Annotated in this window: 25 protein-coding genes; 4 read left to right on the forward strand and 21 right to left on the reverse strand. The window is 68.3% G+C overall.

What is annotated here, in order from left to right; all coding sequences use genetic code 11:
- Window positions 1–92: 92 nt before the first annotated feature.
- From ACFVM3_RS00855 to ACFVM3_RS00870, 4 genes are read left to right on the forward strand one after another with little or no spacing between them, the layout of a single operon-like run.
- Window positions 93–515 (forward strand): hypothetical protein, encoded by a 423-nt coding sequence (locus ACFVM3_RS00855; protein WP_378434337.1) that lies wholly within the window; start codon window positions 93–95, stop codon window positions 513–515.
- Window positions 515–1,126: a DUF3558 domain-containing protein gene (locus ACFVM3_RS00860; RefSeq protein WP_378434339.1), complete on the forward strand. Its 612-nt coding sequence runs from the start codon at window positions 515–517 to the stop codon at window positions 1,124–1,126. Before ACFVM3_RS00855 ends, ACFVM3_RS00860 begins: the two co-directional genes overlap by 1 nt.
- A gap of 38 nt (window positions 1,127–1,164) precedes the next feature.
- A complete protein-coding gene (locus ACFVM3_RS00865; protein WP_378434590.1) occupies window positions 1,165–2,379 on the forward strand; it encodes a PPE domain-containing protein in 1,215 nt (404 codons plus the stop codon).
- A gap of 27 nt (window positions 2,380–2,406) precedes the next feature.
- Window positions 2,407–3,159 (forward strand): ESX secretion-associated protein EspG, encoded by a 753-nt coding sequence (locus ACFVM3_RS00870; RefSeq protein WP_378434341.1) that lies wholly within the window; start codon window positions 2,407–2,409, stop codon window positions 3,157–3,159.
- On the opposite strand, the gene ACFVM3_RS00875 is transcribed toward ACFVM3_RS00870, so the two are convergent.
- The 21 genes from ACFVM3_RS00875 to ACFVM3_RS00975 all read right to left on the reverse strand — a co-directional run bounded on the left by ACFVM3_RS00875 (window position 3,112) and on the right by ACFVM3_RS00975 (window position 26,094).
- Window positions 3,112–3,882: a helix-turn-helix domain-containing protein gene (locus ACFVM3_RS00875; protein WP_378434343.1), complete on the reverse strand. Its 771-nt coding sequence runs from the start codon at window positions 3,880–3,882 to the stop codon at window positions 3,112–3,114. The two genes, ACFVM3_RS00870 and ACFVM3_RS00875, sit on opposite strands and share 48 nt — an antisense overlap.
- A gap of 32 nt (window positions 3,883–3,914) precedes the next feature.
- Complete coding sequence (locus ACFVM3_RS00880; RefSeq protein ID WP_378434345.1) at window positions 3,915–4,721, reverse strand: alpha/beta fold hydrolase; 807 nt, start codon at window positions 4,719–4,721, stop codon at window positions 3,915–3,917.
- Between the two features lie 98 nt (window positions 4,722–4,819).
- Window positions 4,820–6,385, reverse strand: coding sequence for an NADH-quinone oxidoreductase subunit NuoN (gene nuoN, locus ACFVM3_RS00885; protein ID WP_378434347.1), 1,566 nt, complete (start codon window positions 6,383–6,385; stop codon window positions 4,820–4,822).
- Between the two features lie 3 nt (window positions 6,386–6,388).
- Complete coding sequence (locus ACFVM3_RS00890) at window positions 6,389–7,939, reverse strand: NADH-quinone oxidoreductase subunit M (RefSeq protein ID WP_378434349.1); 1,551 nt, start codon at window positions 7,937–7,939, stop codon at window positions 6,389–6,391.
- Window positions 7,939–9,837: an NADH-quinone oxidoreductase subunit L gene (nuoL, locus tag ACFVM3_RS00895; protein ID WP_378434351.1), complete on the reverse strand. Its 1,899-nt coding sequence runs from the start codon at window positions 9,835–9,837 to the stop codon at window positions 7,939–7,941. Before nuoL ends, ACFVM3_RS00890 begins: the two co-directional genes overlap by 1 nt.
- Before the next feature lie 10 nt (window positions 9,838–9,847).
- Window positions 9,848–10,147 (reverse strand): NADH-quinone oxidoreductase subunit NuoK, encoded by a 300-nt coding sequence (gene nuoK / locus ACFVM3_RS00900; protein WP_005151882.1) that lies wholly within the window; start codon window positions 10,145–10,147, stop codon window positions 9,848–9,850.
- Window positions 10,144–10,989, reverse strand: coding sequence for an NADH-quinone oxidoreductase subunit J (locus ACFVM3_RS00905; RefSeq protein ID WP_378434353.1), 846 nt, complete (start codon window positions 10,987–10,989; stop codon window positions 10,144–10,146). Before ACFVM3_RS00905 ends, nuoK begins: the two co-directional genes overlap by 4 nt.
- The gene (nuoI, locus tag ACFVM3_RS00910) at window positions 10,986–11,525 is read right to left on the reverse strand and encodes an NADH-quinone oxidoreductase subunit NuoI (RefSeq protein WP_125678873.1); all 540 of its coding nucleotides are present in this window, start codon (window positions 11,523–11,525) and stop codon (window positions 10,986–10,988) included. Before nuoI ends, ACFVM3_RS00905 begins: the two co-directional genes overlap by 4 nt.
- On the reverse strand, window positions 11,512–12,849 hold the full coding sequence (nuoH, locus tag ACFVM3_RS00915; RefSeq protein WP_257489347.1) for an NADH-quinone oxidoreductase subunit NuoH: 1,338 nt from the start codon (window positions 12,847–12,849) through the stop codon (window positions 11,512–11,514). Before nuoH ends, nuoI begins: the two co-directional genes overlap by 14 nt.
- Complete coding sequence (locus ACFVM3_RS00920; protein WP_378434355.1) at window positions 12,846–15,326, reverse strand: NADH-quinone oxidoreductase subunit G; 2,481 nt, start codon at window positions 15,324–15,326, stop codon at window positions 12,846–12,848. Before ACFVM3_RS00920 ends, nuoH begins: the two co-directional genes overlap by 4 nt.
- Window positions 15,323–16,603 carry an NADH-quinone oxidoreductase subunit NuoF gene (nuoF, locus tag ACFVM3_RS00925; RefSeq protein WP_016330964.1) on the reverse strand — a complete coding sequence of 427 codons (1,281 nt, stop codon included), beginning with the start codon at window positions 16,601–16,603 and terminating at the stop codon, window positions 15,323–15,325. The genes ACFVM3_RS00920 and nuoF overlap by 4 nt, the downstream gene beginning before the upstream one ends.
- Window positions 16,603–17,475 carry an NADH-quinone oxidoreductase subunit NuoE gene (nuoE, locus tag ACFVM3_RS00930; protein ID WP_378434357.1) on the reverse strand — a complete coding sequence of 291 codons (873 nt, stop codon included), beginning with the start codon at window positions 17,473–17,475 and terminating at the stop codon, window positions 16,603–16,605. Before nuoE ends, nuoF begins: the two co-directional genes overlap by 1 nt.
- Window positions 17,472–18,803: an NADH-quinone oxidoreductase subunit D gene (locus ACFVM3_RS00935; RefSeq protein ID WP_378434359.1), complete on the reverse strand. Its 1,332-nt coding sequence runs from the start codon at window positions 18,801–18,803 to the stop codon at window positions 17,472–17,474. Before ACFVM3_RS00935 ends, nuoE begins: the two co-directional genes overlap by 4 nt.
- On the reverse strand, window positions 18,800–19,561 hold the full coding sequence (locus ACFVM3_RS00940; RefSeq protein ID WP_378434360.1) for an NADH-quinone oxidoreductase subunit C: 762 nt from the start codon (window positions 19,559–19,561) through the stop codon (window positions 18,800–18,802). Before ACFVM3_RS00940 ends, ACFVM3_RS00935 begins: the two co-directional genes overlap by 4 nt.
- 5 nt (window positions 19,562–19,566) lie before the next feature.
- Window positions 19,567–20,115: an NADH-quinone oxidoreductase subunit B family protein gene (locus ACFVM3_RS00945; protein ID WP_005151847.1), complete on the reverse strand. Its 549-nt coding sequence runs from the start codon at window positions 20,113–20,115 to the stop codon at window positions 19,567–19,569.
- A gap of 6 nt (window positions 20,116–20,121) precedes the next feature.
- Window positions 20,122–20,529: an NADH-quinone oxidoreductase subunit A gene (locus ACFVM3_RS00950; protein ID WP_192748015.1), complete on the reverse strand. Its 408-nt coding sequence runs from the start codon at window positions 20,527–20,529 to the stop codon at window positions 20,122–20,124.
- A 493-nt stretch (window positions 20,530–21,022) separates the two neighbouring features.
- Window positions 21,023–22,309: a geranylgeranyl reductase family protein gene (locus tag ACFVM3_RS00955; RefSeq protein WP_378434362.1), complete on the reverse strand. Its 1,287-nt coding sequence runs from the start codon at window positions 22,307–22,309 to the stop codon at window positions 21,023–21,025.
- A complete protein-coding gene (locus ACFVM3_RS00960) occupies window positions 22,306–23,010 on the reverse strand; it encodes a demethylmenaquinone methyltransferase (protein WP_125678879.1) in 705 nt (234 codons plus the stop codon). Before ACFVM3_RS00960 ends, ACFVM3_RS00955 begins: the two co-directional genes overlap by 4 nt.
- A gap of 68 nt (window positions 23,011–23,078) precedes the next feature.
- Window positions 23,079–23,849: a BTAD domain-containing putative transcriptional regulator gene (locus ACFVM3_RS00965; RefSeq protein WP_378434364.1), complete on the reverse strand. Its 771-nt coding sequence runs from the start codon at window positions 23,847–23,849 to the stop codon at window positions 23,079–23,081.
- Window positions 23,850–23,918: 69 nt separating this feature from the next.
- The gene (locus ACFVM3_RS00970; protein WP_378434366.1) at window positions 23,919–25,022 is read right to left on the reverse strand and encodes a glycosyltransferase family 4 protein; all 1,104 of its coding nucleotides are present in this window, start codon (window positions 25,020–25,022) and stop codon (window positions 23,919–23,921) included.
- Window position 25,023: 1 nt separating this feature from the next.
- Window positions 25,024–26,094: a glycosyltransferase family 4 protein gene (locus ACFVM3_RS00975; protein WP_378434368.1), complete on the reverse strand. Its 1,071-nt coding sequence runs from the start codon at window positions 26,092–26,094 to the stop codon at window positions 25,024–25,026.
- Window positions 26,095–26,173: the final 79 nt, after the last annotated feature.

A 26,173-nucleotide genomic window follows, 5' to 3' on the forward strand; every position in this document is an offset into this window, starting at 1 on the left:
CGCCTTGTAGCCACGGGAGGGGCAGATGACGACGGTGACTTCGGGGCGGCTTCGGCTATTCAACGGGGGACGGTTCGGCGCCATGGGGGTGCATGGCCGTGCCTGAGGGTTCGCCGACCTATGAGCCGGGCCTCCGCTGGAGCGAGGTCGATCGATTCCGGCCCAGCGGGGGTTCCTATGGGGCGCCTGTCGCGCAGGGCGCGGGGTTCAAGTACGACGAGGCGACCCTCCACGAGCTGGTGAAAGAGTGGACGGACCTGGCCAAGGAGTATCAGGATGACCGTTTCGATGCAGAGCTGATCGCCGTGGCCCAGCCTCCGGGACGGGAGTACGCGAGCGGGGACAACGCCGAGATCACACGGCAATCCGGCAGAGCTCTCATGGAAGCGCTGGACCAGCGTGTTGCCTACTGCGAGAACATGGCCGCCAAGTACGTCGCCGCTCTCGGCAAGTACGCCTCAGAAGACGAGCGTGCCGCCTCCGCCGTCAACCAACAGCCGAAAGGCATCCTCTGATGCGACGCACCACCATCATCGTCACCCTGGCCGCCCTCGCTCTCGTTGCTTGCTCCACCCCGCAGAAGGGTTCCCCCGAACCCTCTAGCGGCGGGACCAGCCCGAGCTCGTCGCCCTCGGCAAGCCCGCCCCCCGGCGTTCCCAAGGTTGAGCACCCGATCGATGTGACCCGGTTCAAACAGGACCCCTGCACCGCTCTCGCCAAAAACCAGGTCGAAGAGCTCCTCGGTCCCAACATCGAGACCGCTCCTCGGGCGGGTTTGGCGGGCCCTGCCTGCAGGTGGTCCATTCCCTCCACCACCAGGCCACGGATCGACGTGATCTTCCCCGACATTCCGGACAGCGGTACCGCTGCCTTCTACGCGGCCAAGGGCACGACCTATCAGCTACTCGAACCATTGGAAGCGATCGAGGGCTATCCGGTAACTGCCTACGGCGACAAGGACAAACGTGCTGAAGGCGAGTGCTCAGTGGCACTCGGAATCAGCGACACCCAAACGATTGGCATCCCGATGCTGCAGTCATCGGCGAACATCGGCACGAAGGATCCGTGCGACGCTGCCCGTGAAGCCGCAGTCAGGGTGCTGGCCACCATCCGAGGGGGCAACTGATGACGGCTGGACCGCTCACAGCAAGCCAGATCTACGAAATGGTGACCACCGGTGAAGGCACCGACTCGCTGTCCAGGGCACAAGCGGGTGCCTCGAGCTTGGCCTCTCGGCATCAGGAGCGCATACAGAGAATCACAACCCTCAGTCAGAAGACCGCCAGCGGCTGGCAAGGCGGTGCCAGCGATGCGGCCGTTGCCGCAACCAAGCCTCTCGTCGAAGCCGCCATGGATGACACCATGCATGTAGCCGTGGCCCAGTCGGCGATCAGCGCGCAGATGGACGCCTTCGGCACGGCCAAGAACTCGGTCAAGCCGGTGCCGCCCGAGCAGCCCGCGCCGACTGCCGAGGACGTCAAGTCCGCCATGAGCGGCGGCCTGGTCAGCTACTGGAGCAAGGTCCAGGGGTACCAGGCCGACAGCCAGCACAACATCGACACCTTCGCGAGTTACCACTCCGCCAGCACCGCCAACGGTGACGAGCTGCCCGCCCAGTACGCGCAGCTCACCGACCCCGGTGGCAGCGTCGCCTTGGCCGAAGGCGGCGGGCAGCCGCCCGTGAGGGGTTTCGGTGACGGCTCCGACGGACGCGAAGACCGTGTCGGCGAGCCCTACCGAGGTCCGAGTGGGCCCAGCGGGACCGGCGGGCCGAGTGGCCCCAACGGCCCGGGCACGGGTGTCACCGCGCCCCAGCCTGGGCAAGGTCCCCAGCCGGGCCAGCACCATCCCGGCTATCAGTTGCCGGACGACGGGACCCGCGCGAATTCGTACACGCCGCCGCAGACCACTCCGGTCGTGCCACCGGCGGCGAACCTCGACTTCGGGCCGAACGGCAAGCCGAATCCCACGTACAACACGCCCGGCGCCTTCCCACCCGGGTACGGCCCGGGAACGAGCGGCCCCGGGGTTCCGGGTTCGGGCGTCAGGTCACCAGGTGGGCCGGGCGGCGGCTTCCGCGGACCAGGCGGGACAGGTGGAGTAGGCGGGCCCGGACAGCAGCCCGGCATGGGTGGCCGAAGCGGCGCCGGCATGCCTGGCGAGGGCGTGGCAGGCCGTGGTGCGGCGGGCGCTGCCGGTTCGGCCGGTCGTGGCGGGGCGAACGGGATGCCGATGGCGCCCGGCGCCGCTCGCGGGAAGGGCGAGGAGGACAAGGAGAAGAAGGCTCCCGCGTACCTCCAGAACCCGGACCCCGACGAGACCTTCGGCGGTTACACCGAGAAGCCGATGCCGCCGGTGATCGGCGAGAAGAAGAAGTAGCACCACAGTCCCAGGGGAGGGAGACACGTGGTGCTCGCGCGCCCGGTCGAGATCACGCTCGACACCTTGTTGACCGCGTTCCGTCACGCCGGCTGCGGAGATCCGCATCTGATCTTCGCGGGCGGGCTGCGCTATATCCCGCCGTCGTCGCGGAACGGCGAGGACAGGGCGGCGTTCGAGGAGCTCGGCGGGCTCGGGTTCACCGAGGGCAAGCGGCTGACCAGCGACTTCGAGGACGTCCTGCACATACTCGACCGGCCGAACACCGAGTACTACGCGACGTTGCGAACGGAGACGGAACAGTACAACGTGCTCGTCGCCGTACGCGGACGGGCCGCGGTGACCGCGATCTGCGAGGGGAACCGCGTGTGGCTGAAAGGCGTACGGACCACCGACCACGCGGCCGCGCTCGTGATGAACCTGCCCGAGTATCCGCCGGCGCGGTTCGCCCCGTTCTCCTTGCCTCAGGACGACTTCAACAGCAGCGGCGGGGACGGTCTCTACGACGAGCCCGAGTCCCGAAGCCGCGAAGCACGCCAGCTGGACGAGGTGTTCGAGCAGCCCTATTTCGGTGTCGGTTTCTTCGCCGCGGCCATGCGCCCTGACGGGGGAAAGCGCACAGAGGCCACGGACGGTCTCTCCTATTTGGACCTCGGCTCCGGACGGGTGGCCATGCACGTGAGCGGTTCTCCCCGGAACCGGTACATCACCGTCCTGCCCGGAGAACCCGCGTTACTGGCCCAGAAAGTCGCCGCGCTGCGAGCAAGCCTCGACCACTGACTCGATCAGGCGCACCGACCGCGCCGGATCCAGCGCGACGGCGTCCACAGTGGACCGGAGGTAGGGCTCGACATCGCAGGGCCGGTGCAGGAACAGCCCGCACCGCCGATGTTCCAGGTACACCACCGGCGGTGCGTCGCCGAATTCCAGCAGAACGTGGGCATCGCCCGCATGCGCTCCGGCGGCGAACGGGATGACCCGGAGTTCGACGGTGGACCGCTCCGCCATCGTGACGAGATGCCGAAGCTGATTCGCCATCACCAGCGGCCCACCGACCTGACGGTGCAGCGTCGCTTCGTCGATATAGGCGACAAATCTCTTCTGGCCCAGCACTGTGGCGGAAGAGTTCGCAGCCCTCGCGTAGGCAGGCGTCCGAAGCGGACCGGGCAGGAGCGTCGCCCCGAAGGCAACGATCTTGGTGGCCTCCTTTTCGTACTGTGCGAGCGTGTTCACCTGGAGGGAAGCGTCGGCGAACCACCACGGCCCGCTGTCCCGAGACAGCGAGAGCAGCGCTTCTCGACGCTCCCCTGTCACCTGATACACCGCGAGCAGCGCCGACACCTCCTCGGCGGACGCCGCGCGCAGGCCGGTTTCGATCCGGCTGATCGTCGACTGGGACCACGCCAGTTTGTCGGCCACCTCGGTCGCGGCCAGTCTGACGGCCTTCCGCGCGGCTCGCAGTCCGTCGGCGAGGGCTCTCGCCTGGGGTGTGGGCTTCGGCATCGGGAGCACCCTGCCCGGTGCGGCGGAGCAAGTCATTCGCCGAGCCGGGCGACCTCGCGAACGGCTTCCGAAATGGCCGGGAAGTCCTTGCGCAGCAAGGCTCCGTGGTTGCTCTCGACCTTCGCGCTCACCTTGATGTTCGGGTTGCGCACGGTCACCGCGTCGAGCCCGGTCCGGATCTGTTCCTGCTCGTCTCCCTTGCTGCCGAAGGAGGTGCCCGAGGCGAGCACGTATCGCGTCGGCACGGTGATGCCGTCGAGCACCGGGCCCAGCTCGGCCTCCCGCGAGAGCTTGCCGAGTTCGATGTTGCTCTCCGCCTGCTGGGCCGCGGTCATTCGCGGGGCCAGCCCGGTCGGGCGCAGCAGCGGCATGATCAGGTTGAGCCGCTTGAACATTTTCCGGATCCGTTGCTCCATGGCGTCGTCGAGCCAGTCGTACGGGAACGCGCCGTCGACCAGGACCGCGCCGAGGGCGCGCTCCGGGTTCCGGGCGGCCCAGTGCGCCGCGACGACCGCGCCGTAGGACCAGCCCACCACCAGCGCGCGCTCCACTCCCCTGGCTTCGAGGACGGCGTCGACGTCGCGGACGGCGGCCTCCATGGAATAGTCGGCCGAACGCCGCGACTTGCCGCGGGCACGCTCGTCGTAGGTGATGTGGCGGAAGTCCGAGCCCAGGTCGGCGAGGACCCGCCGCCAGTAGCCCTGGGTCGCGAACTGGCCGTTCAGGTAGACGACCGGGATGCCGGGGCCACCGGTGTCGGTGACGGCGAGCGCGGTGTCGTCGACCGGCACCATTCCGGTCCAGGGGGCGGTGATCGTGGCAGTGCTGTTCTTGGTCATGAGGCAACTATCGAGGTGCGGCCTGACACCGCTCTGACGTCGCACTGACACGAAAAAGCCCCCTCACGTCAGCGAGGGGGCCTTCCGCGAAGCCGGGACTACTTGAGGGCGAAACCGCCGGAACCCGCCCAGTCGAGGGCGAACGCCGGGAGCAGGCCGAGCACCAGCGTGACGATGACGCCGAGCGTGATCGCCGTGGTGGTGAACGCGCCGGGCACGGTGACGGTCGGGCCGTCGGGGGCGGGCTCGGAGAAGTACATCAACACGATCACGCGCAGGTAGAAGAACGCGGCGACGGCGCTGAAGACCAGGGCGACGACGACCAGCGGCGCCATCCCGTCGGACAGGGCCGCCGAGAACACCACGAACTTCCCGACGAAACCACTGGTCAGCGGGATACCGGCCAGCGCGAGCAGCAGGAAGGTGAACACGCCGGCCAGCACCGGAGACCGCTTCGCCAGACCCGCCCACGCGGACAGGTGCGTCGCCTCACCGTTCGCGTCACGCACCAGCGAGACGACACCGAACGCGGCGAGCGTGGTGAAACCGTAGGCCAGCAGGTAGAACAGCGTGCTCGACAGGCCTTCCTCGGTCATCGTGATCGCACCGATGAGCAGAAACCCGGCGTGCGCGATGGACGAGTAGGCGATCATGCGCTTCACGTCGGTCTGCGTGAGACCCAGCACCGCGCCGATCAGCATCGAGATGATCGCGACGGCCCAGAGCACGCCGCGCCATTCCCAGCTCGTCGACTCGAACGCCACCTGGAACACCCGCAGGATCCCGCCGAACGCGGCGACCTTGGTGCAGGCGCCCATGAACGCGGTGACCGGGGTCGGCGCGCCCTGGTAGACGTCCGGGGTCCAGGTGTGGAACGGACCGACCGAACCCTTGAACAGCAGGCCGACCGCGACCAGCCCGAGCCCGGCGAACAGCAGCGTGTCCGACCGATCCGAACCGGCGGCGGCGTTGGCGATGTCCGAGAGCTTCACGGAGTTCGCGTAGCCGTACAGCAGCGCGAGACCGTAGAGGAAGAACGCCGACGAGAAGGCGCCGAGCAGGAAGTACTTGACCGCCGACTCCTGCGAAAGCAGGCGGCGACGGCGGGCGAGCCCGCACATCAGGTACAGCGGCAGGCTCAGCACTTCGAGCGCGATGAACATGGTGAGCAGGTCGTTGGCCGCGACGAACGCCATCATGCCGCCGAGCGCGAACAGCGTCAGCGGGAAGACCTCGGTCTGCATCCCGGTGGTGCCGACCTGCGCGCGGTCCTGGACCGTGCCGGGGCGGATACCGGCCTGCGCGACGAACGCGCCGCCCGGCTCGACCGAGCGGTCCGCGATCAACAGCAACGCGCCCAGCGCCAGCGCCAGCAGCGTGCCCCAGAGGAACAGCGACGGCCGGTCGACGGCGATCGAGCCGCTGAAGGTCGTGATGCCGTTCTTCGGCGCGGAGGAGCTGGCGTACCAGACCAGGAAGACGCCCGCCGCCCCGATCCCGACCAGGGACAGGAAGACCTGCGACGGCCATCGCATGTGCTTGGGCAGGAAGGCTTCGAACAGCACGCTGACACACGCGGCCCCGAGGATGATCAGGATCGGCGTGACGGCGAAGTAGTCGATCGACGGCAGCTGCACCGCCGGCGTCTGAGTCAAGAAGAGCACGGTTTACTTGCCTCCCTGCACGGCAGACATGGTCTGCTGCACCGACGGGGTGATCGTGTCGAGCACCGGCTTGGGATAGAACCCGAGCGCGATGATCAGCACGACCATCGGCGCCAGGATCGCGATCTCCTTGCCGCCGAGGTCCTTGATGGCTTTGGTGGCCCCGAGTTCCGGAGCCATGGCCGTGCCGGGGCCTCCGCCGGCGCCGATCAGGGCGTCACCGCGGACGGGTCCCTGCATGACGCGCTGGTAGAGCCAGAGCACGTACGCCGCGGCCAGCACCATGCCGACCGTCGCGATGATCGTGTAGACCGGGTAGTCCACAAAGGACCCCAGCAGCACCAGGAACTCACTGATGAAGGAGTTCGTGCCGGGCAGGGACAACGTGGACAGACCGGCGATGAGCAGCATGCCGCCGAGCAGCGGGGTCACCTTCGCCATACCGCCGTAGTCGGAGATCCGCGTGGACCCGCCGCGCATCACGATCAGGCCGACGACCACGATCAGCATGCCGGTGGCGAGGCTGTGGTTCAGCATGTACGACACCGAGCCGACCATCGCCTGCTCGTTGAAGGTGAAGATGCCCAGCGCGATGAAGCCGAAGTGGGCGATCGACACGTAGGCGATGAACCGCTTCATGTCGCGCTGCCCGGCCGCGAGGATCGAGCCGTAAAGGACACCCGCGACGGCGAGCACCAGCACCCAAGGCGCGAGTTCCTTGCTGGCGTCGGGGAACATCGGGAGGCAGTAGCGCAGGAACCCGAACGTGCCGACCTTGTCCAGCACGCCGACCAGCAGGACCGCGACACCGATGGGCGCCTGGCCCGCGGCGTCCGGCAGCCAGGTGTGGAACGGCACCAAAGGGGCCTTGATCGCGAACGCGAGGAAGAACCCGATGAACAGCCAGATCTGCGTGCCCAGCGGAGCGTCGCGGACGACCGTGACGAGCGTTTCCCAGTCGAAGGTGCCCTTGCCGAGCTCGTCCGACGCCAGCGAATACGCCCCGATCGCCGAGGCCAGCATGATCAGGCCGCCGAGGAACGAGTACAGGAAGAACTTGACCGCCGCGTACTGCCGGTTCGCGCCGCCGTAGCCGCCGATCAGGAAGTACATCGGGATCAGCATGATCTCGAACAGCACGTAGAACAGGAAGACGTCGGTCGCGGCGAACACCGCGATGGTCAGCGCCTCCTGCACCAGGATCAGCGACAGGAACCCGCCCGCCGAGCGCCCGGCAGGGAGCTTGTCGGTCAGGCCCAGCGCACCGACCACGATCGGCACCAGCAGGCCGATGACCGCGATCATCACCAGCGCGATGCCGTCGATGCCGAACGAGATGTGGATACCGAAGTTCGGGATCCAGTCCATCGAGGACTTCTGCTGGATGCGGTCCCCGGCCGGCGAATAGCTCGCCCACATCGGGATCACCAGCAGGAACGTCAGGAGCGACACCACGAGCGCGGTGATCGTCGCCAGCCTGTCGTTTTTCTTCATCCCGGCGACGACCGCCGCACCGAGCAGCGGCAGCAGGATGGATGCGAGAACCCAGGTCATCAGGAGAACCTCACCAGCAGGAGTGCCGCCAGAAGCAGGAATGTGCCGCCCAGCATGGACAGTGCGTACGAGCGGACGAAGCCGGTCTGCAGGCGGCGCAGGCGCCCGGATCCGCCACCGAGCCCGGCGGCGAGGCCGTTGACCGCGCCGTCGACCCCGCGGTTGTCCACGTAGACCAGCGCGCGGGCGAGCCAGGTGCCCGGGCGGGCGACCAGCGTCTCGTTCAAGGTGTTGCCGTACAGGTCGTTGCGCGCGGCCTTGACCACGGCCGAGACCCGCTCGGGGCGTTCCACCGGAACGTCCTTACGGCCGACGAAGAGCCACGCCGCCGCCGCGCCGAGCACCGAGAGCGCCACGGTGAGGATCGGGACCAGCGCGTGCGGGATGACACTGTGGCCACCCTCTTCGAGCGGGCCGACCACCGGCGAAAGCCATTCGGCGAACCGGTCGCCGAGGGCGAAGAACGCACCGGCGCCGATCGAGCCGATCGCCAGGATGATCATCGGCCACTTCATGATCGCCGGAGACTCGTGCGGGTGGAAGTCGCGGCCGTCGGAGCTCTTGATCTCCTTCCAGCGTTCCTTGCCGAAGAAGGTCATCACCATCAGGCGCGTCATGTAGAACGCGGTGAGCCCGGCGCCGAGCAGTGCCGCGCCGCCCATCACCCAGCCGCGCCAGCCGCCCTGGGACAGCGCCGCTTCGATGATCGCGTCCTTGGTGAAGAAGCCCGAGAGCGGCGGGATGCCGATCAGCGCCAGGTAGCCGAGCGCGAAGGTCCAGAAGGTGACCGGCAGGTGCTTGCGCAGCCCGCCGAACTTCCGCATGTCGACCTCGTCGTTCATGGCGTGCATGACCGAACCGGCCCCGAGGAACAGCCCTGCCTTGAAGAAACCGTGCGCGACCAGGTGCATGATGCCGAGCGCGTAGGCGATCGGCCCGAGGCCGACGGCGAGCATCATGTACCCGATCTGGCTGACCGTGGAGTACGCCAGGACCTTCTTGATGTCGTCGTAGGCGCAGCCGATGATGCACCCGATCAGCAGCGTGACCGTACCGACGAGGGTGACGATCAGGCGGCCGTCCGGGGTGGCGTTGAAGATCTCGTGCGCGCGGGCGACCAGGTAGACGCCGGCGGTGACCATCGTCGCCGCGTGGATCAGGGCAGAGACCGGGGTCGGGCCCTCCATCGCGTCGGGAAGCCACGCCTGGAGCGGGAACTGACCGGATTTACCGCAGGCGCCCAGCAGCAGCAGGATCGCGATCGCGGTGACCGCGCCGGTCGGGATCTGGCCGACGGCGCCGAAGACCTCGGCGTAACCGGTGCTCCCGACGTACTTGAACATCAGGAAGATCGCCAGCGCGAGCCCGACGTCACCGACGCGGTTCATCAGGAACGCCTTCTTCGCCGCGGTGGCCGCGGACGGACGGTCCTGGTACCAGCCGATGAGCAGGTAAGAGGCGAGACCCACGCCTTCCCAGCCGAGGTACAGCGTCACGAAGCTGTTGCCCAGCACCAGGATCAGCATCGAGGCGACGAACAGGTTGAGGTAGGCGAAGAACCGCGACCGGTCGCGGTCCTCGGCCATGTAGCCGATCGAGTAGAAGTGGATCAGCATGCCGACGCCGGTGATCAGCAGCACGAACGTCAGCGAAAGCGCGTCGATCCGGAGCCCGAAGTCGACCTGCAGCGCCGAAACCGGGATCCACGAGAACAGTTTGACGTCCGCGGTTGCCTTCGTGTCGGCCGTGAAGAACAGCAACAGGCCGTACACGAAGGACAGTGAGACGGTCGCACTGCCGAGGAGGTGTCCCCAGCCCCTGGCCCGCTTACCGGCCAGCAGAAGGATAAGGGCGCCGAGGGCGGGAAAAGCCACCAGCAGCCACGATGATGCGGTCAACTCGGTGCTCCTAGTACTTCAGCAGGTTGGTGTCGTCGACCGAGGCCGAGCGCCGGGTGCGGAAGATCGCCATGATGATCGCCAGCCCCACCACGACCTCCGCGGCGGCCACGACCATCACGAAGAACGCCATCACCTGGCCGTCCAGCGACCCGTTGATCCGGGCGAACGTGACCAGGGACAGGTTCGCCGCGTTCAACATCAGCTCGATGCACATGAACACGACGATCGCGTTGCGGCGCACCAGCACCCCGACCGCGCCGATGGCGAACAGCAGCGCGGACAGGAGCAGGTAGTACGTCGGGGTCATTCCTCGTCCCCTTCTTTCTTACCCACGAGCGCGTGGGCGTCGGGTCCGTCTTCCGTCCCGGCGACCTGCTTCCGCTCGTGTTCCAGCTGTGCGGCCGAAGTCGACTCGATGATCTCCGAGAGCGATTCCCTGGCGATCGAGCCGTCGGGCAGCAGCGCCGGGGTGGCGACCGAGTTGGCCGTGGCGAAGACACCGGGGCCGGGCAGCGGCGAAGGCCGGTCGTGCTTTCCGGTGAACCGGTCGACGACGAGTTCCTTCTGGTTCTTCTTGCCGCCCTTGGCGTGCCGGTCGGTGAACGCGAGCACCATCGCGCCGAGCGCGGCGGTGATCAGCAGCGCCGAGGTGAGCTCGAACGGGAACAGGTACTTGGTGAAGATCAGCCGTCCCAGCCCGCCGGGGCCGCCACCGTCGACGTTCGCCGGGTCGACCGGCAGGGCCGGGGTCACGTTGGCCATTGCGCGGGCGAGACCCGCGGCGAGCAGCCCGCCGACACCGATGCCGAGCAGGGTCGCCATGACCCGCTGTCCGCGCAGCACTTCGACGACCGAGTCGGAACTCTCCCGGCCGACCAGCATCAGCACGAACAGGAACAGCATCATGATCGCGCCGGTGTAGACGATGATCTGCGTGAAGCCGAGGAACGGCGCCTGCTGGATCATGTACAGCGCGCCGAGGCACAGCATCGTGAGGACCAGCCACAGCGCCGAATGCACGGCGTTGCGGGAGAAGATCATGCCGAGCCCGCCGAGCAGGGCGAGCGGGCCGAGCACCCAGAACGCGATGGTCTCGCCGGTGGTGATGCCTGCCGAAACGTCGGTCTGTGCGAGGAAAGCCGTGATCACTGGACCGGCTCCTTCGGCTCAGCGGGCTTCCGTGCGAGTTCCGGGCCGTTGACGTAGTAGTCCTGCTCGTTGTCGCCCAGCCGCATCGGGTGCGGCGGCTGCTCCATACCGGGCAGCAGCGGCGCGAGGAGGTCTTCCTTGGTGTAGATCAACCGCTGCCGGTCGTCGTCGGCCAGCTCGTAGAAGTTGATCATCGTCAGGGACCGGGTCGGGCAGGCCTCGACGCACAACCCGCAGCCGATGCAGCGCAGGTAGTTGATCTGGTAGTCGGCGCCGTACCGCTCACCGGGCGAGTAACGCGCCTCTTCGGTGTTGTCGCCGCCTTCGACGAAGATCGCGTCCGCCGGGCACGCCCACGCGCACAGCTCGCAGCCGACGCATTTCTCCAGCCCGTCCGGGTGGCGGTTCAGCTGGTGCCTGCCGTGGTAGCGCGGAGCGGCGGGGGCGCCCGCCTCCGGGTACTCCTCGGTGGCGACCTTCTTGAACATCATCCCGAAGGTGACACCGAAACCCTTGATGGGATCAAACATCCCCATCGCCGGCCTCCCTTCCACTGGAAACCGCCGCGGGCTTGCGTTTGGCAGCCCGGGCTTCGGCCTTCGCGATGGCCTTCTGACGCGGGGTCTTCTCCGGAACCTGCAGGTCGAGCGGCGGCACCGGGAACCCGCCACCGGTCACCGGGACGTAGTCGTCGTCCGGGACCTTCTTGTCCGGCAGCAGCAGGCTCAGGATGACGACGACGAGGATGAGCGCGCCGCCGCCGATGAGGATCTGCGGGGTGGACAGGCCACCCGAGTTCTTGATCGCGCGGACCGTGACGATCACGACGATCCAGACCAGGTTGACCGGCACCAGGACCTTCCAGCCCAGCCGCATGAACTGGTCGTACCGCAGCCGCGGCAGCGTGCCGCGCAGCCAGATGAAGCCGAACAGCAGGATGAACAGCTTCGCGGAGAACCAGATCAGCGGGAGCCAGCCCTGGTTCAGCGCGTGGTCGGCGCCGACGAACGGGAACTTCCAGCCACCGAGGAACAACGTCGTCGCGAACGCCGAGACGATCACCATGTTGACGTACTCGGCGAGGAAGAACATCGCGAACTTCATCGAGCTGTACTCGGTGTGGAAACCGCCGACCAGCTCGGATTCGGCTTCGGGGAGGTCGAACGGCGCGCGGTTGGTCTCGCCGACCATGGAGATCAGGTAGATCACGAAGCTCGGCAGCAGCAGGTAGAAGTACCAGCCGGTCTGTTGCGACTCGACGATCTGCGAGGTCGACATCGAACCGGCGTAGAGGATCACGCCGACGATGGAGAGACCCATCGCGATCTCGTAGGAGATCACCTGAGCCGCGCTTCGCAGTCCGCCGAGCAGCGGATACGGCGAACCGGAAGACCAGCCGGCCAGCACGAGGCCGTACACGCCGATCGAGGAGCAGGCCAGGATCACCAGCACACCGACCGGCAGGTCGACCAGCTGGAGCGTGGTGCGCTCACCGAAGATCGAGACCACCGGGCCGAACGGGATCGCGGCCAGCGCGATCAGCGCCGGCACCGCGGAGATCACCGGCGCGAGGAAGTAAACCTTGCGGTCGGCGGTGTCCGGGATGATCTGTTCCTTGAACGGCAGCTTGATCGCGTCCGCGAGGGACTGCAGGTAGCCGCCGGGACCGACCCGGTTCGGGCCGGGACGGTTCTGCATCCGGCCGACCGCCTTGCGCTCCCAGACGATCAGGAAGATCGTCAGGATCGGGCCGATCAGCAGGATGACGACCGTCTTGATCAGGATCAGCCACAACGGGTCGTCGGCCAGCAGCGCCGCCCGCTCGGCGGCGTCCGGCATCTGGCTGAGCAACGGAGTCACTTCTCACCTCCGGTGAGGGTGACGGCCGAACCGTGCCCCGCGCCGAGAGAGGCGCGGACGGCCGAGCCGTCGGAGTTGCCCGGGAGCCACACGACGCCGTCCGGCAGGTCCGCGACCTCGATCGGCAACGTGATGGAACCGCGTTCGGTGGAGACCTTCACGGTCTTGCCGAGGCCTTCGGCGGTCTTCGCCGAGAGCTTGGCGACGACCTCGCGCTGCGTGCCCTTGAGATGCGGCTCACCGTCCTGCAGCGAACCGTTGTCGATCAGCTGCCGCCAGGTGGCGAGGAGGACCTTGCCGTTCCCCGCCTCCGCGCGTGCCATGAAAGGTCCTTTACTTGCAAATTCTGCAAGGAAGGAGCCTTTCCTAGCAGGCAGCTTGGCCAGATCGGCGGCAGCGGCGGCCGGCGTCTGCGTGAAGATGTCCGCGTCCATCTCGACGGCGAGGGTGTCGAGCACCCGGCAGTCCGGCAGGGCGCCGGTGCCTTCGAGGGTGACGGCGAACTCGCGGCGGCGGCCTTCCCAGTTCAGGTAGCTGCCCGCCTTCTCGACCGCCGGGGCGATCGGGAGGACGACGTTCGCGTGCTCGGTGACCGCGCTGTGCCGCAGCTCCAGGCTCACCACGAACTTCGCGTTCACGAGTGCCCGCAACGCCAGGCCCGGATCCGGCAGGTCGTCCGGGTCGACGCCGCCGACCAGGAGGCCGTCGAGGCCGTTCTCGGCCGCCGCCTTGAGGATGGCGGTGGTGTCGCGGCCTTCCGTGGCGGGAAGCGTGACGCCCCAAGCCTTTTCGATCTCGGCACGAGCCTCTGCGTCGGCGACCGAGCGACCACCGGGCAGCAGCGTCGGCGCCGCGCCCGCCGCCAGGGCACCGCGCTCACCCGCGCGACGCGGGATCCACGCGAGCCGGGCGCCGGTGCGCTCCACCAGCCGGTGCAGGGCCGAGAAGAGACCCGGGACCTCGGCGGCACGCTCGCCGACGAGAATCACCGAGCCCTCAGCCGAAAGCGCCTGGTCGACGTCCTGCGCGTGCTGCGCGATGCCGTCGATCGCGGCAGCCTCGGCGCCCGGCGCGCAGGCCAGCAGCTCACCGAAGGTCTTGCGGACCGACGAGGTGGTCCACTGTCCCAAGTGGACGACGCGGGTGCGGTTCTTGCGGGCCGCCTTGCGCAGCCGCAGGAACACGATCGGCGCCTCGTCCTCCGGCTCGAACGCGACGCACAGCACCGTGCGTGCCCGCTCGATCTCGCCGAACGTGACGCCACTCTCCGGCGTCGTCCCGACCACGTGCGACGCGAGGAAACCCAGCTCCTCGGCCGAGTGCGGACGCGCCCGGAAGTCGATGTCGTTGGTGCCCAAGGCGATCCGCGCGAACTTCGAGTACGCGTAGGCGTCCTCGACGGTCAGGCGGCCACCGGTGAGCACCGCGGCGCCCTTGCCGTCCCGCGCCTCGGCGAGCCCGGCCGCGGCCGCGCGCAGCGCGTCGGTCCAGGAAGCCTCTTCGAGCACGCCGTCGGCGTTGCGGATCAGCGGACGGCGGATGCGGTCATCGGCGGTGGCGTAGCGGAAGGCGAACCGGCCCTTGTCGCAGATCCACTCTTCGTTGACCTCGGGGTCGTCGCCCGCGAGCTTCCGCATGACCTTGCCGCGGCGGAAGTCGGTCCGCTCGGCGCAACCGGACGAGCAGTGCTCGCATACGCTCGGCGCGGACACCAGGTCGAACGGCCGCGAACGGAACCGGTACGCGGCCGACGTCAGCGCGCCGACCGGGCAGATCTGGATGACGTTGCCGGAGAAGTACGACTGGAACGGCTGGCCCGACGTGGTCCGCGAAGCCAGGTCCAGCACGTCCGCGGTCTCGGCGGTACCGATCTGCTGGTGGGCGCCGCGTTCGAGCAGCTCGATGAACGGGTCGCCGGCGATCTCGCGGGAGAACCGGGTGCAGCGCTGGCAGAGCACGCACCGCTCGCGGTCCAGCAGCACCTGCGAGGAGATCGGCAGCGGCTTCGGGAACGTCCGCTTCGTGTCGACGAAGCGGGAGTCCGCGCGGCCGTGCGCGAGCGCCTGGTTCTGCAGCGGGCATTCGCCGCCCTTGTCGCAGACGGGGCAGTCCAGCGGGTGGTTGATGAGCAGCAGCTCCATCACACCCTGCTGAGCCTTGTCCGCGACGGCCGAGGTCAGCTGGGTCTTCACGACCATGCCGTCGGCGACCGTCATGGTGCACGATGCCTGCGGCTTCGGCATCGGACGGCCGCCCATCTCGACCTCGACCAGGCACTGGCGGCAGGCGCCGGCCGGGTCGAGCAGCGGGTGGTCGCAGAAGCGCGGGATGACCGTGCCGAGCCGCTCGGCGGTGCGGATCAGCAGCTCGCCCTTGGGCGCGATGACCTCTTCACCGTCGATGACCAGCTTGACGTGGCCCTCGGGAACCGGAGTGTCCTCTGTGGACGTCTCGGGCTTGTCGGGTGCGATCGTCATGCCTGCGCCCCCACCAATTCGCGCTTGTTTGCTTGACACAAAGCCAGGAATTCATCCCGGAAGTACTTGATCCCGCTCTGGATCGGCGAGACCGCGCCGTCGCCGAGTGCGCAGAACGACCGGCCGAGGATGTTGTCGCAGACGTCGAGCAGGGTGTCGATGTCCTCCTCGGTGCCCTTGCCCTCGACCATGCGCTCCAGGATCTGCGCCAGCCAGTACGTGCCCTCACGGCACGGCGTGCACTTGCCGCAGGACTCGTGCTCGTAGAACTGCGTCCACTTCATCACGGCCCACGGCACGGAAACGGTCTCGTTGAAGACCTGCACGGCCGTCGTGCCCAGCATCGACCCGGCTTCCGCCGCGCCCTCGAAGTCCAGCGGAACATCGAGGTGCTCGGCGGTGAACATCGGCGTGGACGAACCACCCGGCGTCCAGAACTTCAGCGGGATGCCGTCCTTCATGCCACCCGCCATGTCCAGCAGCTCGCGCAGCGTGGTGCCGAGCGGGCATTCGTACTGGCCGGGCTTCTCGACGTGGCCGGAGATCGAGTAGATCTTCGGGCCGGGCGACTTCTCGCGGCCCATCTCGCGGAACCAGCTCGAACCACCGTTGACGATGTACGGCGCGCTGGCGATGGTCTCGACGTTGTTCACCGTGGTCGGCGCGGCGTAGAGACCCGCGGCGGCCGGGAACGGCGGCTTGAGCCGCGGCTGGCCGCGACGGCCTTCCAGCGAGTCCAGCAGCGCCGTCTCCTCGCCGCAGATGTACGCCCCGGCGCCCGCGTGCACGGTGATGTCGAGGTCGAATCCGGAGTCGAGGATGTTCTTGCCGAGGTAGCCCGCTTCGTACGCCTCGCGCACGGCCGCGTTGAGGCGGCGGATGCAGTGCAGCGCCTCGCCGCGGACGTAGATGAAGCAGTGGTGCGAGCGCATCGCGTACGAGGCGATGATGCAGCCCTCGATCAGCGAGTGCGGGTCCGCCATCATCAGCGGGATGTCTTTGCAGGTGCCCGGCTCGCCCTCGTCGGCGTTGATGACGAGGTAGTGCGGCTTGTCCTCGTTCGGCGGCATGAAGGACCACTTGATGCCGGCCGGGAAGCCCGCGCCGCCACGGCCGCGGAGGCCGGAGTCCTTGACCAGCTGGACGATCTGCTCGGGAGTGGCCTTGAGCGCCTTGCGGATCGCGGTGTAGCCCTCGAGGGCTTCGTAGGACTGGATCGTCCAGGAATTGGGCGAAAGCCAGCGCTTCGTGAGGACCGGGGTGATGGGATCGGCCATTACTTCTTCTCCACTTCGGGGAGCGGAACGTCCTTCATGGCGGGAGCGGTCCAGCCGCGCTCCTGCGCGACTTGCGCTCCCCGCAGGGTTTCGACGGCCTGCGAAGGACCGTCGACGTCCGTGCGGTACTGCTGCGCGTCCTCCGGGAAGAACCCGGCGAGCTGCAGTTCGGCGCCCTTGAAGTTCGTCAGCGGCGCGCCGCGCGTCGGAGCGGGCTTCTTGCCCGCCTGCAACGCGTCGACCAGCGCGACGGCCTTGTCCTCGGTCTGGTTGTCGAAGTACTCGTAGTTGACCTGGATGACCGGGGCGAGGTCACAGGCCGCGAGACATTCGGCGTGCTCCAGCGTGATCGAGCCGGGCTCGTTCGGCGTGCCCGCGGTCTCGTTGTGCCCCAACGGCTTCTCTTCGGAACCGAGATGCGTCTGGAGCTTCTTGTAGATCGCGTCGCCGCCCATGGCCGCGCACAGCGTGTTCGTGCAGACGCTCACCAGGTGCTCGCCGCACGGGCGGCGCTTGTACATGGTGTAGAACGTCGCGACCGCGCTGACCTCGGCGTCGGACAGGTCCAGGTTCTGCGCGCAGAAGGCAATGCCCTCCTGGCTCACGTACCCCTGCACCGACTGCACGAGGTGCAGCATCGGCAGCAGCGCCGACCTCGACTGCGGGTACCGCGAGATCAGGTCCTGCGCCTTGGCGTAGGTGTCGGCGTCGAAGATGTCTTCGAGTTTCGCGTTCTCCAGGATCCCCTCCGCCTCGGCGGGATCCGGCGCGATCGCGATCACGTCGACGTCACCACCGGCGGCGATATGGGTCTGCTCGGCCAGGCTGGTGCCGGGCTCGGGCGTCGGTGTCGTTCCGGGCTGGGTGCTCAACGGTCCACTCCCCCCATGACGGGGTCGATCGAGGCGATGGCGGCGATCACGTCCGCCACCAGGCCGCCTTCGGCCATCGCGGGCATCGACTGCAGGTTCACGAAACTCGGTTCGCGCACGTGGACCCGCAACGGCCTGGTGCCGCCGTCGGAGACCAGGTGCACCCCGAGTTCGCCGCGCGGCGATTCCACCGACGTGTAGGTCTGGCCCGGCGGGACCTTGAAGCCCTCGGTGACCAGCTTGAAGTGATGGATCAGCGATTCCATCGACTGGCCCATGATCTTGCGGACGTGCTCGAGCGAGTTGCCCATGCCGTCGCTGCCGATCGAGAGCTGCGCCGGCCAGGCGACCTTCTTGTCCTCGACCATGACCGGGCCCGGCTCGAGCTTCTTCAGGCACTGCTTGATGATCCGCAGGCTCTGGTGCATCTCCTCGACGCGCAGCAGGTAGCGCGCCCAGCAGTCCGCCTCGGTCGAGGTCGGGATGTCGAACTCGAACTCGTCGTAGCGGGAGTACGGCTCGGTCTTGCGCATGTCCCACGGGAGACCGGCGCTGCGCAGCACCGGGCCGGTGACACCGAGCGCGAGGCAGGCGTCGACCGGCAGGTACCCGACGCCCTTGAGCCGGTTGCGCCAGATCGGCTGACCGGTGAAGAGCTTGTCGTACAAGGGAAGCCGCTCGTCCATCGTCTTGACGAACGCGCTGACGACCTCTTGGTAGTCGTCCGGCATGTCCTGCGCGAGACCGCCGGGCCGGATGAACGCGTGGTTCATCCGGAGCCCGGTGAGGTGCTCCAGCAGATGCAGGACCTCTTCGCGCTCACGGAAACCGAGCGTCATCGCCGTGGTGGCACCGAGTTCCATCCCGCCGGTGGCGATGTAGACCAGGTGCGAACCGATGCGGTTGATCTCCAGCAGCATCACGCGCAGCAGTTCGGCGCGGCGCGGGGCCTGGATACCGAGCAGCTTCTCGACGCCGAGGCAGTACGCCATCTCGGTCGAGAGCGGAGCGAGGTAGTCCATGCGCGTCACGAAGGTGACGCCCTGGGTCCACGTGCGGTACTCGCAGTTCTTCTCGATCCCGGTGTGGAGGTAGCCGATGACCGAGCGGAGCTGGGTGACGGTCTCGCCCTCCATCTCCAGCACGAGCCGGAGCACGCCGTGCGTCGACGGGTGCTGCGGGCCCATGTTGATGACCATGCGCTCGTCGTGGCGGGAGTCCTCGATGAGGTCTTCCCAGTCACCGCCGGAAACGGTGTAGACGCGGCCTTCGGTCGTGTCGCGGGAGTCGGCTTCGGGAACTTCGGTTGCTTCGTCGTGAATGCTCACGAGTACGACCTCCGCTGGTCCGGCGGCGGGATCTCCGCGCCCTTGTATTCGACCGGGATCCCGCCGAGCGGGTAGTCCTTGCGCTGGGGGTGGCCGTCCCAGTCGTCCGGCATGAGGATGCGGGTCAGCGCCGGGTGCCCGTCGTAGACGATGCCGAACATGTCCCAGGTTTCCCGCTCCTGCCAGTCGGCCGTCGGGTAGACCCCGACCAGCGACGGGACGTGCGGGTCTTCGATGTCGAGGGTGACCTCGAGCCGGATGCGGCGGCGGTAGGTCATCGACGTGAAGTGGTAGACCGAGTGCAGCCGCTGCGGGACGTCGACGCCGTAGTCCACGCCGGAGACGGAGCTGAGCAGCTCGAAACGGAGACCGGTGTCGTCACGCAGGACCTTGGCGATCTCGACGAGGTGCTCGCGGGCGACGTAGAAGGTGATCTCGCCGCGGTCGACCGTGGTCTGCAGGATCGCGTTCGCCGGGATCTTGTTGTCCGCCAAGGCCGCGTAGAACTCGTCGGCGAACTCGTCGAACCAGCCGCCGTACGGGCGCTCCGCCGGGGGCGGGCTGTACGCGGGGAGGCGGACGCCGCCGTAACCGGAGGTGTCGCCGGTGCCACGCACGCCGAACATGCCCTGGCGCTCTTTACCGGTGACGACCGGCTCGGCAGGCCGCGTGCCCTGCGGTTCGAGACCGCCCTCGGGACGGTCGGCGCTGGACTGCTCGCCGCCGGTTTCGGGGACTTCGGGAGTTTCTTCAGGCACGTCGCTCACTTCTTCGCGTACTTGATCGAGGAGGCGATCAGCTCGGTGCGCTCACCGCTGGCCGCGCGGATCGCGGCCCGGCGGGCGTTGATCGGCTCGTCCTGGATCTTGGCGTGCAGCTTCAGGATCGCGTCGAGCAGCATTTCGGGGCGCGGCGGGCAGCCGGGGAGGTACATGTCGACCGGGACGATGTGGTCGACGCCCTGCACCACGGCGTAGTTGTTGAACATCCCGCCGGAAGAGGCGCAGACGCCCATCGCCAGCACCCACTTGGGCTCGGCCATCTGGTCGTAGATCTGGCGGAGCACCGGCGCCATCTTCTGCGTGACGCGGCCGGCGACGATCATCAGATCCGCCTGGCGCGGCGTCGCGCTGAAGCGCTCCATGCCGAAACGCGCGATGTCGTAGCGGGAACCGCCGACGGTCATCATCTCGATCGCGCAGCAGGCGAGACCGAAGGTGGCGGGCCACATCGAGTTCTTGCGCGCCCAGTTGACCAGGCCTTCAAGGCTGGCGAGCAGGATGCCGTTGGGGAGTTTTTCTTCGAGGCCCATGCTTCTCTAGTTCCAATCCAGGCCGCCGCGACGCCAGACGTAGGCGTACGCGAAACCGACCGTCGCGATGAACAGCACGATCTCCACCAGGCCGAACATGCCCAGCGCGTCCGCGGAGACCGCGAACGGGTAGAGGAAGACCATCTCGATGTCGAACAGGATGAACAGCATCGCGGTGATGTAGTACGCGACCGGCATCCGGCCGCCGCCGACGACCGGCTGCGGCGACGGTTCGATACCGCATTCGTAGGCCGCGAGCTTCGCCTTGTTGGCCCGGCTCGGGCCGACGAGCGGGCCGAGCAGCACCGAAAGCACCGCGAACGCGAGAGCGAGGACGAACAAGAGGACCAGGGGGAGGTACATGTCCAGGTTGGGCACCGAGGGGGTGCTCGCCTGGGTCAGCACGGGCAACATCAGCACGGGGTTTTCGCCATCCTTTCCGCGCCGCTGCGGTTTTCGAGTCGGGGTTCACCGCTTCCCTCGGTCGGCACCCTAAGTCACCTGGGTCACACCGCCGGGGGTAAGGCAACCCTTACGGGCCGTGCATGACGGCCCCCTTGCTTGTGAAATAGTTCACAAGCCTCCCGTCGAGGATGTGAAGCGATTCACAAAGCATGGGGCGAGTGTAGGACGTGACTCACATTCTTGTCCCTAGGCCCCGTGCTATAAGGCTGCCCTAACTTGACCGCACGGCCAGTACGGTTTCTTCCGGCGTGCGGTACCGATGACCTGCGACGTCGTTCCCAAGATCGGCTTCAGGGGTCCCTTTGACCACATTTGTCCTGTGACCGATACCACTGCCCGGAGTACCCGTGACTGGTCCAGACGTGTGGGGTTTCCCGCGTCAGACGCGACGAAAGGGCCCTTCACCGCGTGAGATGCGGTGAAGGGCCCTTTCAGCCCAGCGTCAGCGCGGAGAGGGGGTGGCGCGGGCCAGAGCGGCGATCAGACGGTCGACGCCGTCCCCGCCCTTGGCGTCGTAGCAGCCCGAAAGTCCCTTGTACACCAACGGAAGGATCGAGTTGATGCGCAGTCCGTACTTCGTCGCGGCGTGCATGACCTTCGGCTTCCCGATCAGCTTCGCGAACACGTTGCCGAGCCGGTAGTAGCCGCCCATCAGCTCCGCGACGGCGCGCGGGTAGCCCTCCAGCGCCCGCTCGCGCGAAGGGCCTTCGCGGCGCGCCAGCGCCTGCACGACGAACTCCGACGCCAGCTGCGCGGACTCCATCGCGGCCGAGATGCCCTCGCCGTTGAACGGGCTGACCATGCCGCCCGCGTCGCCGAGCAGCAACAGTCCGTCGCGGTAGTGCGGGGTGCGGTTGAAGCCCATCGGGAGACCGGCGCCGCCGACCTTGCCGATGGCGTTCTCCTCGCGGTAGCCCCATTCCTCGGGCGTTCCGTCGAGCCACTGGCGCAGCAGCGCGCGGTAGTCGGTGCTGCGGAACGCGGCCGACGTCGACAGCATGCCGAGTCCGACGTTCACCGTTCCGTCGCCGAGCGGGAACGCCCAGCCGTAGCCGGGCAGCAGCTTCGGGTCGCGCGGGTCCGAGCGGTCCCACAGCTCCAGGTGGCCCTCGATGAACGGGTCGTCGTGGCGCGGGCTCTTGTAGTACTGCCGCACCGCGACACCCATCGGGCGCTTCTCGTTCTTCTGGATGCCGACGCTCAGCGCGAGCCGCGCGGAGACTCCGTCGCACGCCAGGACCAGCGGAGCGCGGTAGCTCACCGGCGTCTTCTCCGGGCCGACCTTCGCCTCGACGCCGATCACGCGACCGGTCGGGCTGGTGATGGCGCCGGTGACGGTGGTGCGCTCGTAGAGCCGCGCGCCCGCCTTGACCGCGGTCTTCGCCAGCAGGTCGTCGAAGTCCTGACGGGTTCGCGAAACGCCGTACGGCGGGTAGCTGGTCAGGTCCGGCCAGTCGAGCTCCAGCGTGAGCTCGCCGGTGAGGATCCGCAGGCCCCGGCTGTGCACCCAGCCGGCGTCCTCGCTGGTGTCGATCCCCAGGTCGATGAGCTGCTTCACGCCGCGCGGGGTCAGACCGTCGCCGCACACCTTCTCGCGCGGGAACTCGGTCTTCTCCAGCAGCAGCACGTCGACGCCCGCGCGGGCGAGGTACGTGGCGGCGGTGGAGCCGGCCGGTCCGGCACCGACGACGATGACCTCGGCGTCGTGGTCAGGGTTGCGACGTGTCATGGCCGCGAGTTTACGGAGGGCTTCTTCGCGCGGTGGATGGCGACGACGCCGAACGTGAGGTTCAGCCACTCCACCTCGGTCCACCCGGCGCTCGCGATGATCTCGCCCAGCGTCCGCTGATCCGGCCAGGCCAGCATGGATTCGGCCAGGTAGGAGTAGGCCTCGGGGTTCGACGAGGTCCTGGCGCCGACCCAGGTGAGCAGCTTCGCGATGAACTTCCGGTGCAGGAACCGGATCGGCGGGAATGTGGGCGTCGACACCTCGCAGATCACCAAACGGCCGCCCGGCTTCACCACGCGCGCGATCTCGGTGAGCGCGGCCTTGGTGTCGACGAAGTTCCGCAGCGCGAGCGAGATGGTCACCGCGTCGAAGCTCTCGTCGGCGAACGGCAGCTTCATCGCGTCGGCGGCCACCATCGGGACGCCGCGGTGCTTGCCCGCCTTGAGCATGCCGACCGAGAAGTCCGCCGCGAGACACCACGCGCCGTTGCGCGCGTACTCGACGGTGGACACGCCGGTGCCCGCCGCGAGGTCCAGCACCTTCTCGCCGCGTTTGGCGTCCAGCACCCGGCCGGTGATGGTGCGCCAGCGGCGGTCGAAGCCGAAGGTCATGAACGAATTCGCGCGGTCGTAGCCGTCCGCGACGTCGTCGAACATGGCGGCGACTTCGTGCGGATCCTTGTCAAGACTCGCTCGGGACATACCCGCACACTACTTCGCTCACCCTGAGGGATCGCGGCCAAGCGGGAGCAAAGCGACGCCCCGTAGGTTCATCTGGCCCGGTGAAGCAACGCCGGGGCACGGTGCGCACCGGCCCCCGCGACCTCGCCGGCGAGGATCCTCCGCTCCAGCAACCGCAGTTCCGGCCCCGGTTCGAGGCCGAGCTGATCGACCGAGACCCGGCGCGCACGCCGGTACGCCGCCAGCGCGTCGGACGTGCGCCCGGCTCGCCAAAGAGCGTCCATCAGGAGGTACTGGGCACGCTGCCGCAACGGGTTCCGCCGCACCAGATCCGCCAGCTCGACGGCCGCGCTCGCGTGCCGCCCGAGGTCCAGTTCGGCCTGGTAGAGCTCTTCGAGCAGGACCAGCCGGTGCTCCGAGAGACGCATCGTCTCGTCCGAAAGCAACGGGACGTCGAGGCCCTCGTAGGGCGCGCCGTGCCAGTGCGTGAGGGCCTGCCGGATCAGGGAGGCGCGCTGCGCGGGGTCCGCGGACTTGAGCGCCTGGCTCGCCAGCGTCTCGAAGGTCTCGACGTCGAGTTCGCCGGGGTGGACCTCCAGCCGGTAGCCGCCGTTGTCGAAGCCGAGCCGGTCGCCTTCGGGCAGGGCCTGGCGCAGCTTGTGGACATGCCAGTGCAGTTTCGGCACCGCGCGCGGCTCCCACTTGCTTTCCCACAGGGCCTCGGTGAGCACGTTCACCGGCACGAAGGTGTTCGCGCGGACCAGCAGCACGCCGAGGAGCGTCCTTCTCATCCGGCCGTGCAGCGGGACCGACCGCGAACCGGTGGAGATGCTGAACGTTCCCAGTACTTCGAACCTCACGTGCCGTCCTCTCGCTCGATGGCGTGAGGGGACGATGAATGCCGGTTGTACAAAGAAGATACAAAGTGATCACTTGAGTGCGGAGAGCATTCCCTGTACCGCTCTCGGCCAGGCGAATTCCTCCGCCCGAGCCCGCGCCGCCGCCCGCCGCGCGTCCTCAGGGCGCTCCAGGAGACCGGTGACGGCGCCCGCGAACGCCGGGGCGAGATCGTCGACGGCCTCGCCGCAGCCGGGTCGCACGATCTCTCGCAGCGCCGACGACGCCGAGACCACCACCGGCGTCCCAGAAGCGAGCGCCTCCAGCGCGGCCAGCCCGAACGTCTCGTGTGGACCGGGGGCGAGGGAAACGTCGGCACTGGCCAGCAGCCGCGCGACGTCACCGCGTCCGGACAGGAAGCCGAGGAAGGTCACCGGAAGCCCGCGCGCCCGCCGCTCCAGCGCACGCCGCCGAGGGCCGTCGCCGGCGATCACCAGCCGCACGCGGTGCCCCGCCTCGGTCAGCTCGGCGACGGTGTCCACGCTGCGCTCGACGTGCTTCTCCGGTGACAGGCGTCCACAGTGGACAAGCAGGGCGTCGGCGTTCCCGGTCAGCGTGTGCCGCCAGCCGTCGTCACGCCGGGCCGGGGTGAACGTGGTGAGGTCGACGCCGAGCGGCACCCGGCGCACGTTCGGCGCCGCGATCCGGTCGAATTCCGCGCGGGCGAACGCCGTCGTGCAGACGACGGTGTCGTAGCGCCGCGCCATCCGCCGGTTCGCGACGTCCGCGACGCGCCGCGCGACGGGCTCCGGCATCAGAAACTGCTCCAGCAGCCTGTCGAGCCGCTCGTGCGAGATCACCATGCTGGGCACGCCATTGCGTCGCGCCCAGACCCCCATGCCGCGCAGGGTGAGCCTGTCGGACACTTCGAGCCTGTCCGGTTCCAGGCGTTTCAGCACCGCGCGCACCCGGTGCGGATCGACCGCGCGATAGCCGCCGGTGCCCGGGATCTGGGGTGCCGGAAGGGAAAACCGGCGGACTCCCGAGGGGAGCGTCTCGTCCGCGTAGCGCCGCCCAGGCACCACGAGGGTCACTTGATGGCCGCTCGCCACATATCCGGCGCCGAGGTGGTGCAGGGCCGTGCGCAGCCCGCCCGAGCGTGGTCCGTAGAAGTTGGCCAGCTGGACGATGTGCATTTCAGGCCGCGCGCGCGACTTTGCCCTGGACGGCCTCGTAGTGGCCGACCAGTTCGTGGCAGACCGCGGGCCAGGTCCGTCCGAGGACGACCTTGCGCGCCTTCTCCCCCAGCCTGGCGCGCAGCGCTTCGTCGCGCAGGTCGTTCACCTTGTCCACCAGCGCCGTCGCGAACCCGGCCCGGTCCGCGGGCAGCAGGTACCCCGTACGGCCGGGCAGGACCAGATCCTTCGGGCCGCCCGCGTCCGGCGCCAGCACCGGCAGCCCGGACGCCATCGCCTCCTGGATCGCCTGGCAGAACGTCTCGTGCGGTCCTGTGTGGACGAACACGTCGAGGCTCGCGTACGCGGCGGAGAGCTCTTCGCCGTACCGGGCGCCGAGGAACGCCGCCCCCGGGATCCGTTCGCGCAGCATCGGCAGCTCCGGCCCGTCACCGACGACGACCACGCGGATCCCGTCGACCCCGGCGAGCGCGGTCAGCCGCTCGACCTCCTTCTCGGGCGCGAGCCTGCCGACGAAGCCGACCAGCAGCTCACCGTTCGGCGCGAGCTCGGCCCGCAACAAGGGGTCGGCGTGGACCGGCGAGAACCGCTCGATGTCGACGCCGCGCGCCCAGCGGTGCACCCGCGGAATCCCGTGCAGTTTCAGCTGTTCCACCGAGTCCGTCGACGGCGCGAGCGTGCGGTCGGCCCGCGAGTGCAGGCGGCGTACCCAGCGCCAGGCCGCGCGGGCGGCGATGCCGAAGCCGTACGCGGCGGCGAATCCGGCGATGTCGGTCTGGTACACCGCGACACACGGCACCCGCAGCCGCCGGGCCGCGGCGAGCCCGCGGGCGCCGACCACGAACGGCGACGCCAGATGCACCACGTCCGGGCCGAAGTCGGCCAGCGCGGTGAGCACCGTCCTGGTCGGCACGCCGACCGGGAGGGAGTTCACACCGGGGAAGTCGAGGGCGGGAATGCGCACGACCGGGGCGCCGAGGTACTCCACGGGACCCGGTCCCGGGGCGATGATCAGCACGTCGTGCGCGCGGTCGCGGAGGTGTTCCACGACGCGGAGGACGGAGTTGGTCACGCCGTTCACCTGGGGCAGGAAACTTTCGGTGACTATCGCGACTCGCACGCGGATCACTGTCGCATCCGGTTGTGACACC

This window comes from Amycolatopsis sp. NPDC057786 (genome assembly GCF_042797905.1).
GTDB lineage: Bacteria > Actinomycetota > Actinomycetes > Mycobacteriales > Pseudonocardiaceae > Amycolatopsis.

Excerpts from the sequence above, each read along its gene's own strand:
- ACFVM3_RS00855 (WP_378434337.1), top strand. The coding sequence starts at position 93 with ATGGCCGTGCCTGAGGGTTCGCCGACCTATGAGCCGGGCCTCCGCTGG.
- ACFVM3_RS00860 (WP_378434339.1), top strand. The coding sequence starts at position 515 with ATGCGACGCACCACCATCATCGTCACCCTGGCCGCCCTCGCTCTCGTT.
- ACFVM3_RS00865 (WP_378434590.1), top strand. The coding sequence starts at position 1,165 with ATGGTGACCACCGGTGAAGGCACCGACTCGCTGTCCAGGGCACAAGCG.
- ACFVM3_RS00875 (WP_378434343.1), bottom strand. The coding sequence starts at position 3,882 with ATGCCGAAGCCCACACCCCAGGCGAGAGCCCTCGCCGACGGACTGCGA.
- ACFVM3_RS00880 (WP_378434345.1), bottom strand. The coding sequence starts at position 4,721 with ATGACCAAGAACAGCACTGCCACGATCACCGCCCCCTGGACCGGAATG.
- ACFVM3_RS00890 (WP_378434349.1), bottom strand. The coding sequence starts at position 7,939 with ATGACCTGGGTTCTCGCATCCATCCTGCTGCCGCTGCTCGGTGCGGCG.
- nuoK (WP_005151882.1), bottom strand. The coding sequence starts at position 10,147 with ATGACCCCGACGTACTACCTGCTCCTGTCCGCGCTGCTGTTCGCCATC.
- nuoI (WP_125678873.1), bottom strand. The coding sequence starts at position 11,525 with ATGGGGATGTTTGATCCCATCAAGGGTTTCGGTGTCACCTTCGGGATG.
- ACFVM3_RS00920 (WP_378434355.1), bottom strand. The coding sequence starts at position 15,326 with ATGACGATCGCACCCGACAAGCCCGAGACGTCCACAGAGGACACTCCG.
- nuoF (WP_016330964.1), bottom strand. The coding sequence starts at position 16,603 with ATGGCCGATCCCATCACCCCGGTCCTCACGAAGCGCTGGCTTTCGCCC.
- ACFVM3_RS00945 (WP_005151847.1), bottom strand. The coding sequence starts at position 20,115 with ATGGGCCTCGAAGAAAAACTCCCCAACGGCATCCTGCTCGCCAGCCTT.
- ACFVM3_RS00950 (WP_192748015.1), bottom strand. The coding sequence starts at position 20,529 with ATGTTGCCCGTGCTGACCCAGGCGAGCACCCCCTCGGTGCCCAACCTG.
- ACFVM3_RS00955 (WP_378434362.1), bottom strand. The coding sequence starts at position 22,309 with ATGACACGTCGCAACCCTGACCACGACGCCGAGGTCATCGTCGTCGGT.
- ACFVM3_RS00960 (WP_125678879.1), bottom strand. The coding sequence starts at position 23,010 with ATGTCCCGAGCGAGTCTTGACAAGGATCCGCACGAAGTCGCCGCCATG.
- ACFVM3_RS00970 (WP_378434366.1), bottom strand. The coding sequence starts at position 25,022 with ATGCACATCGTCCAGCTGGCCAACTTCTACGGACCACGCTCGGGCGGG.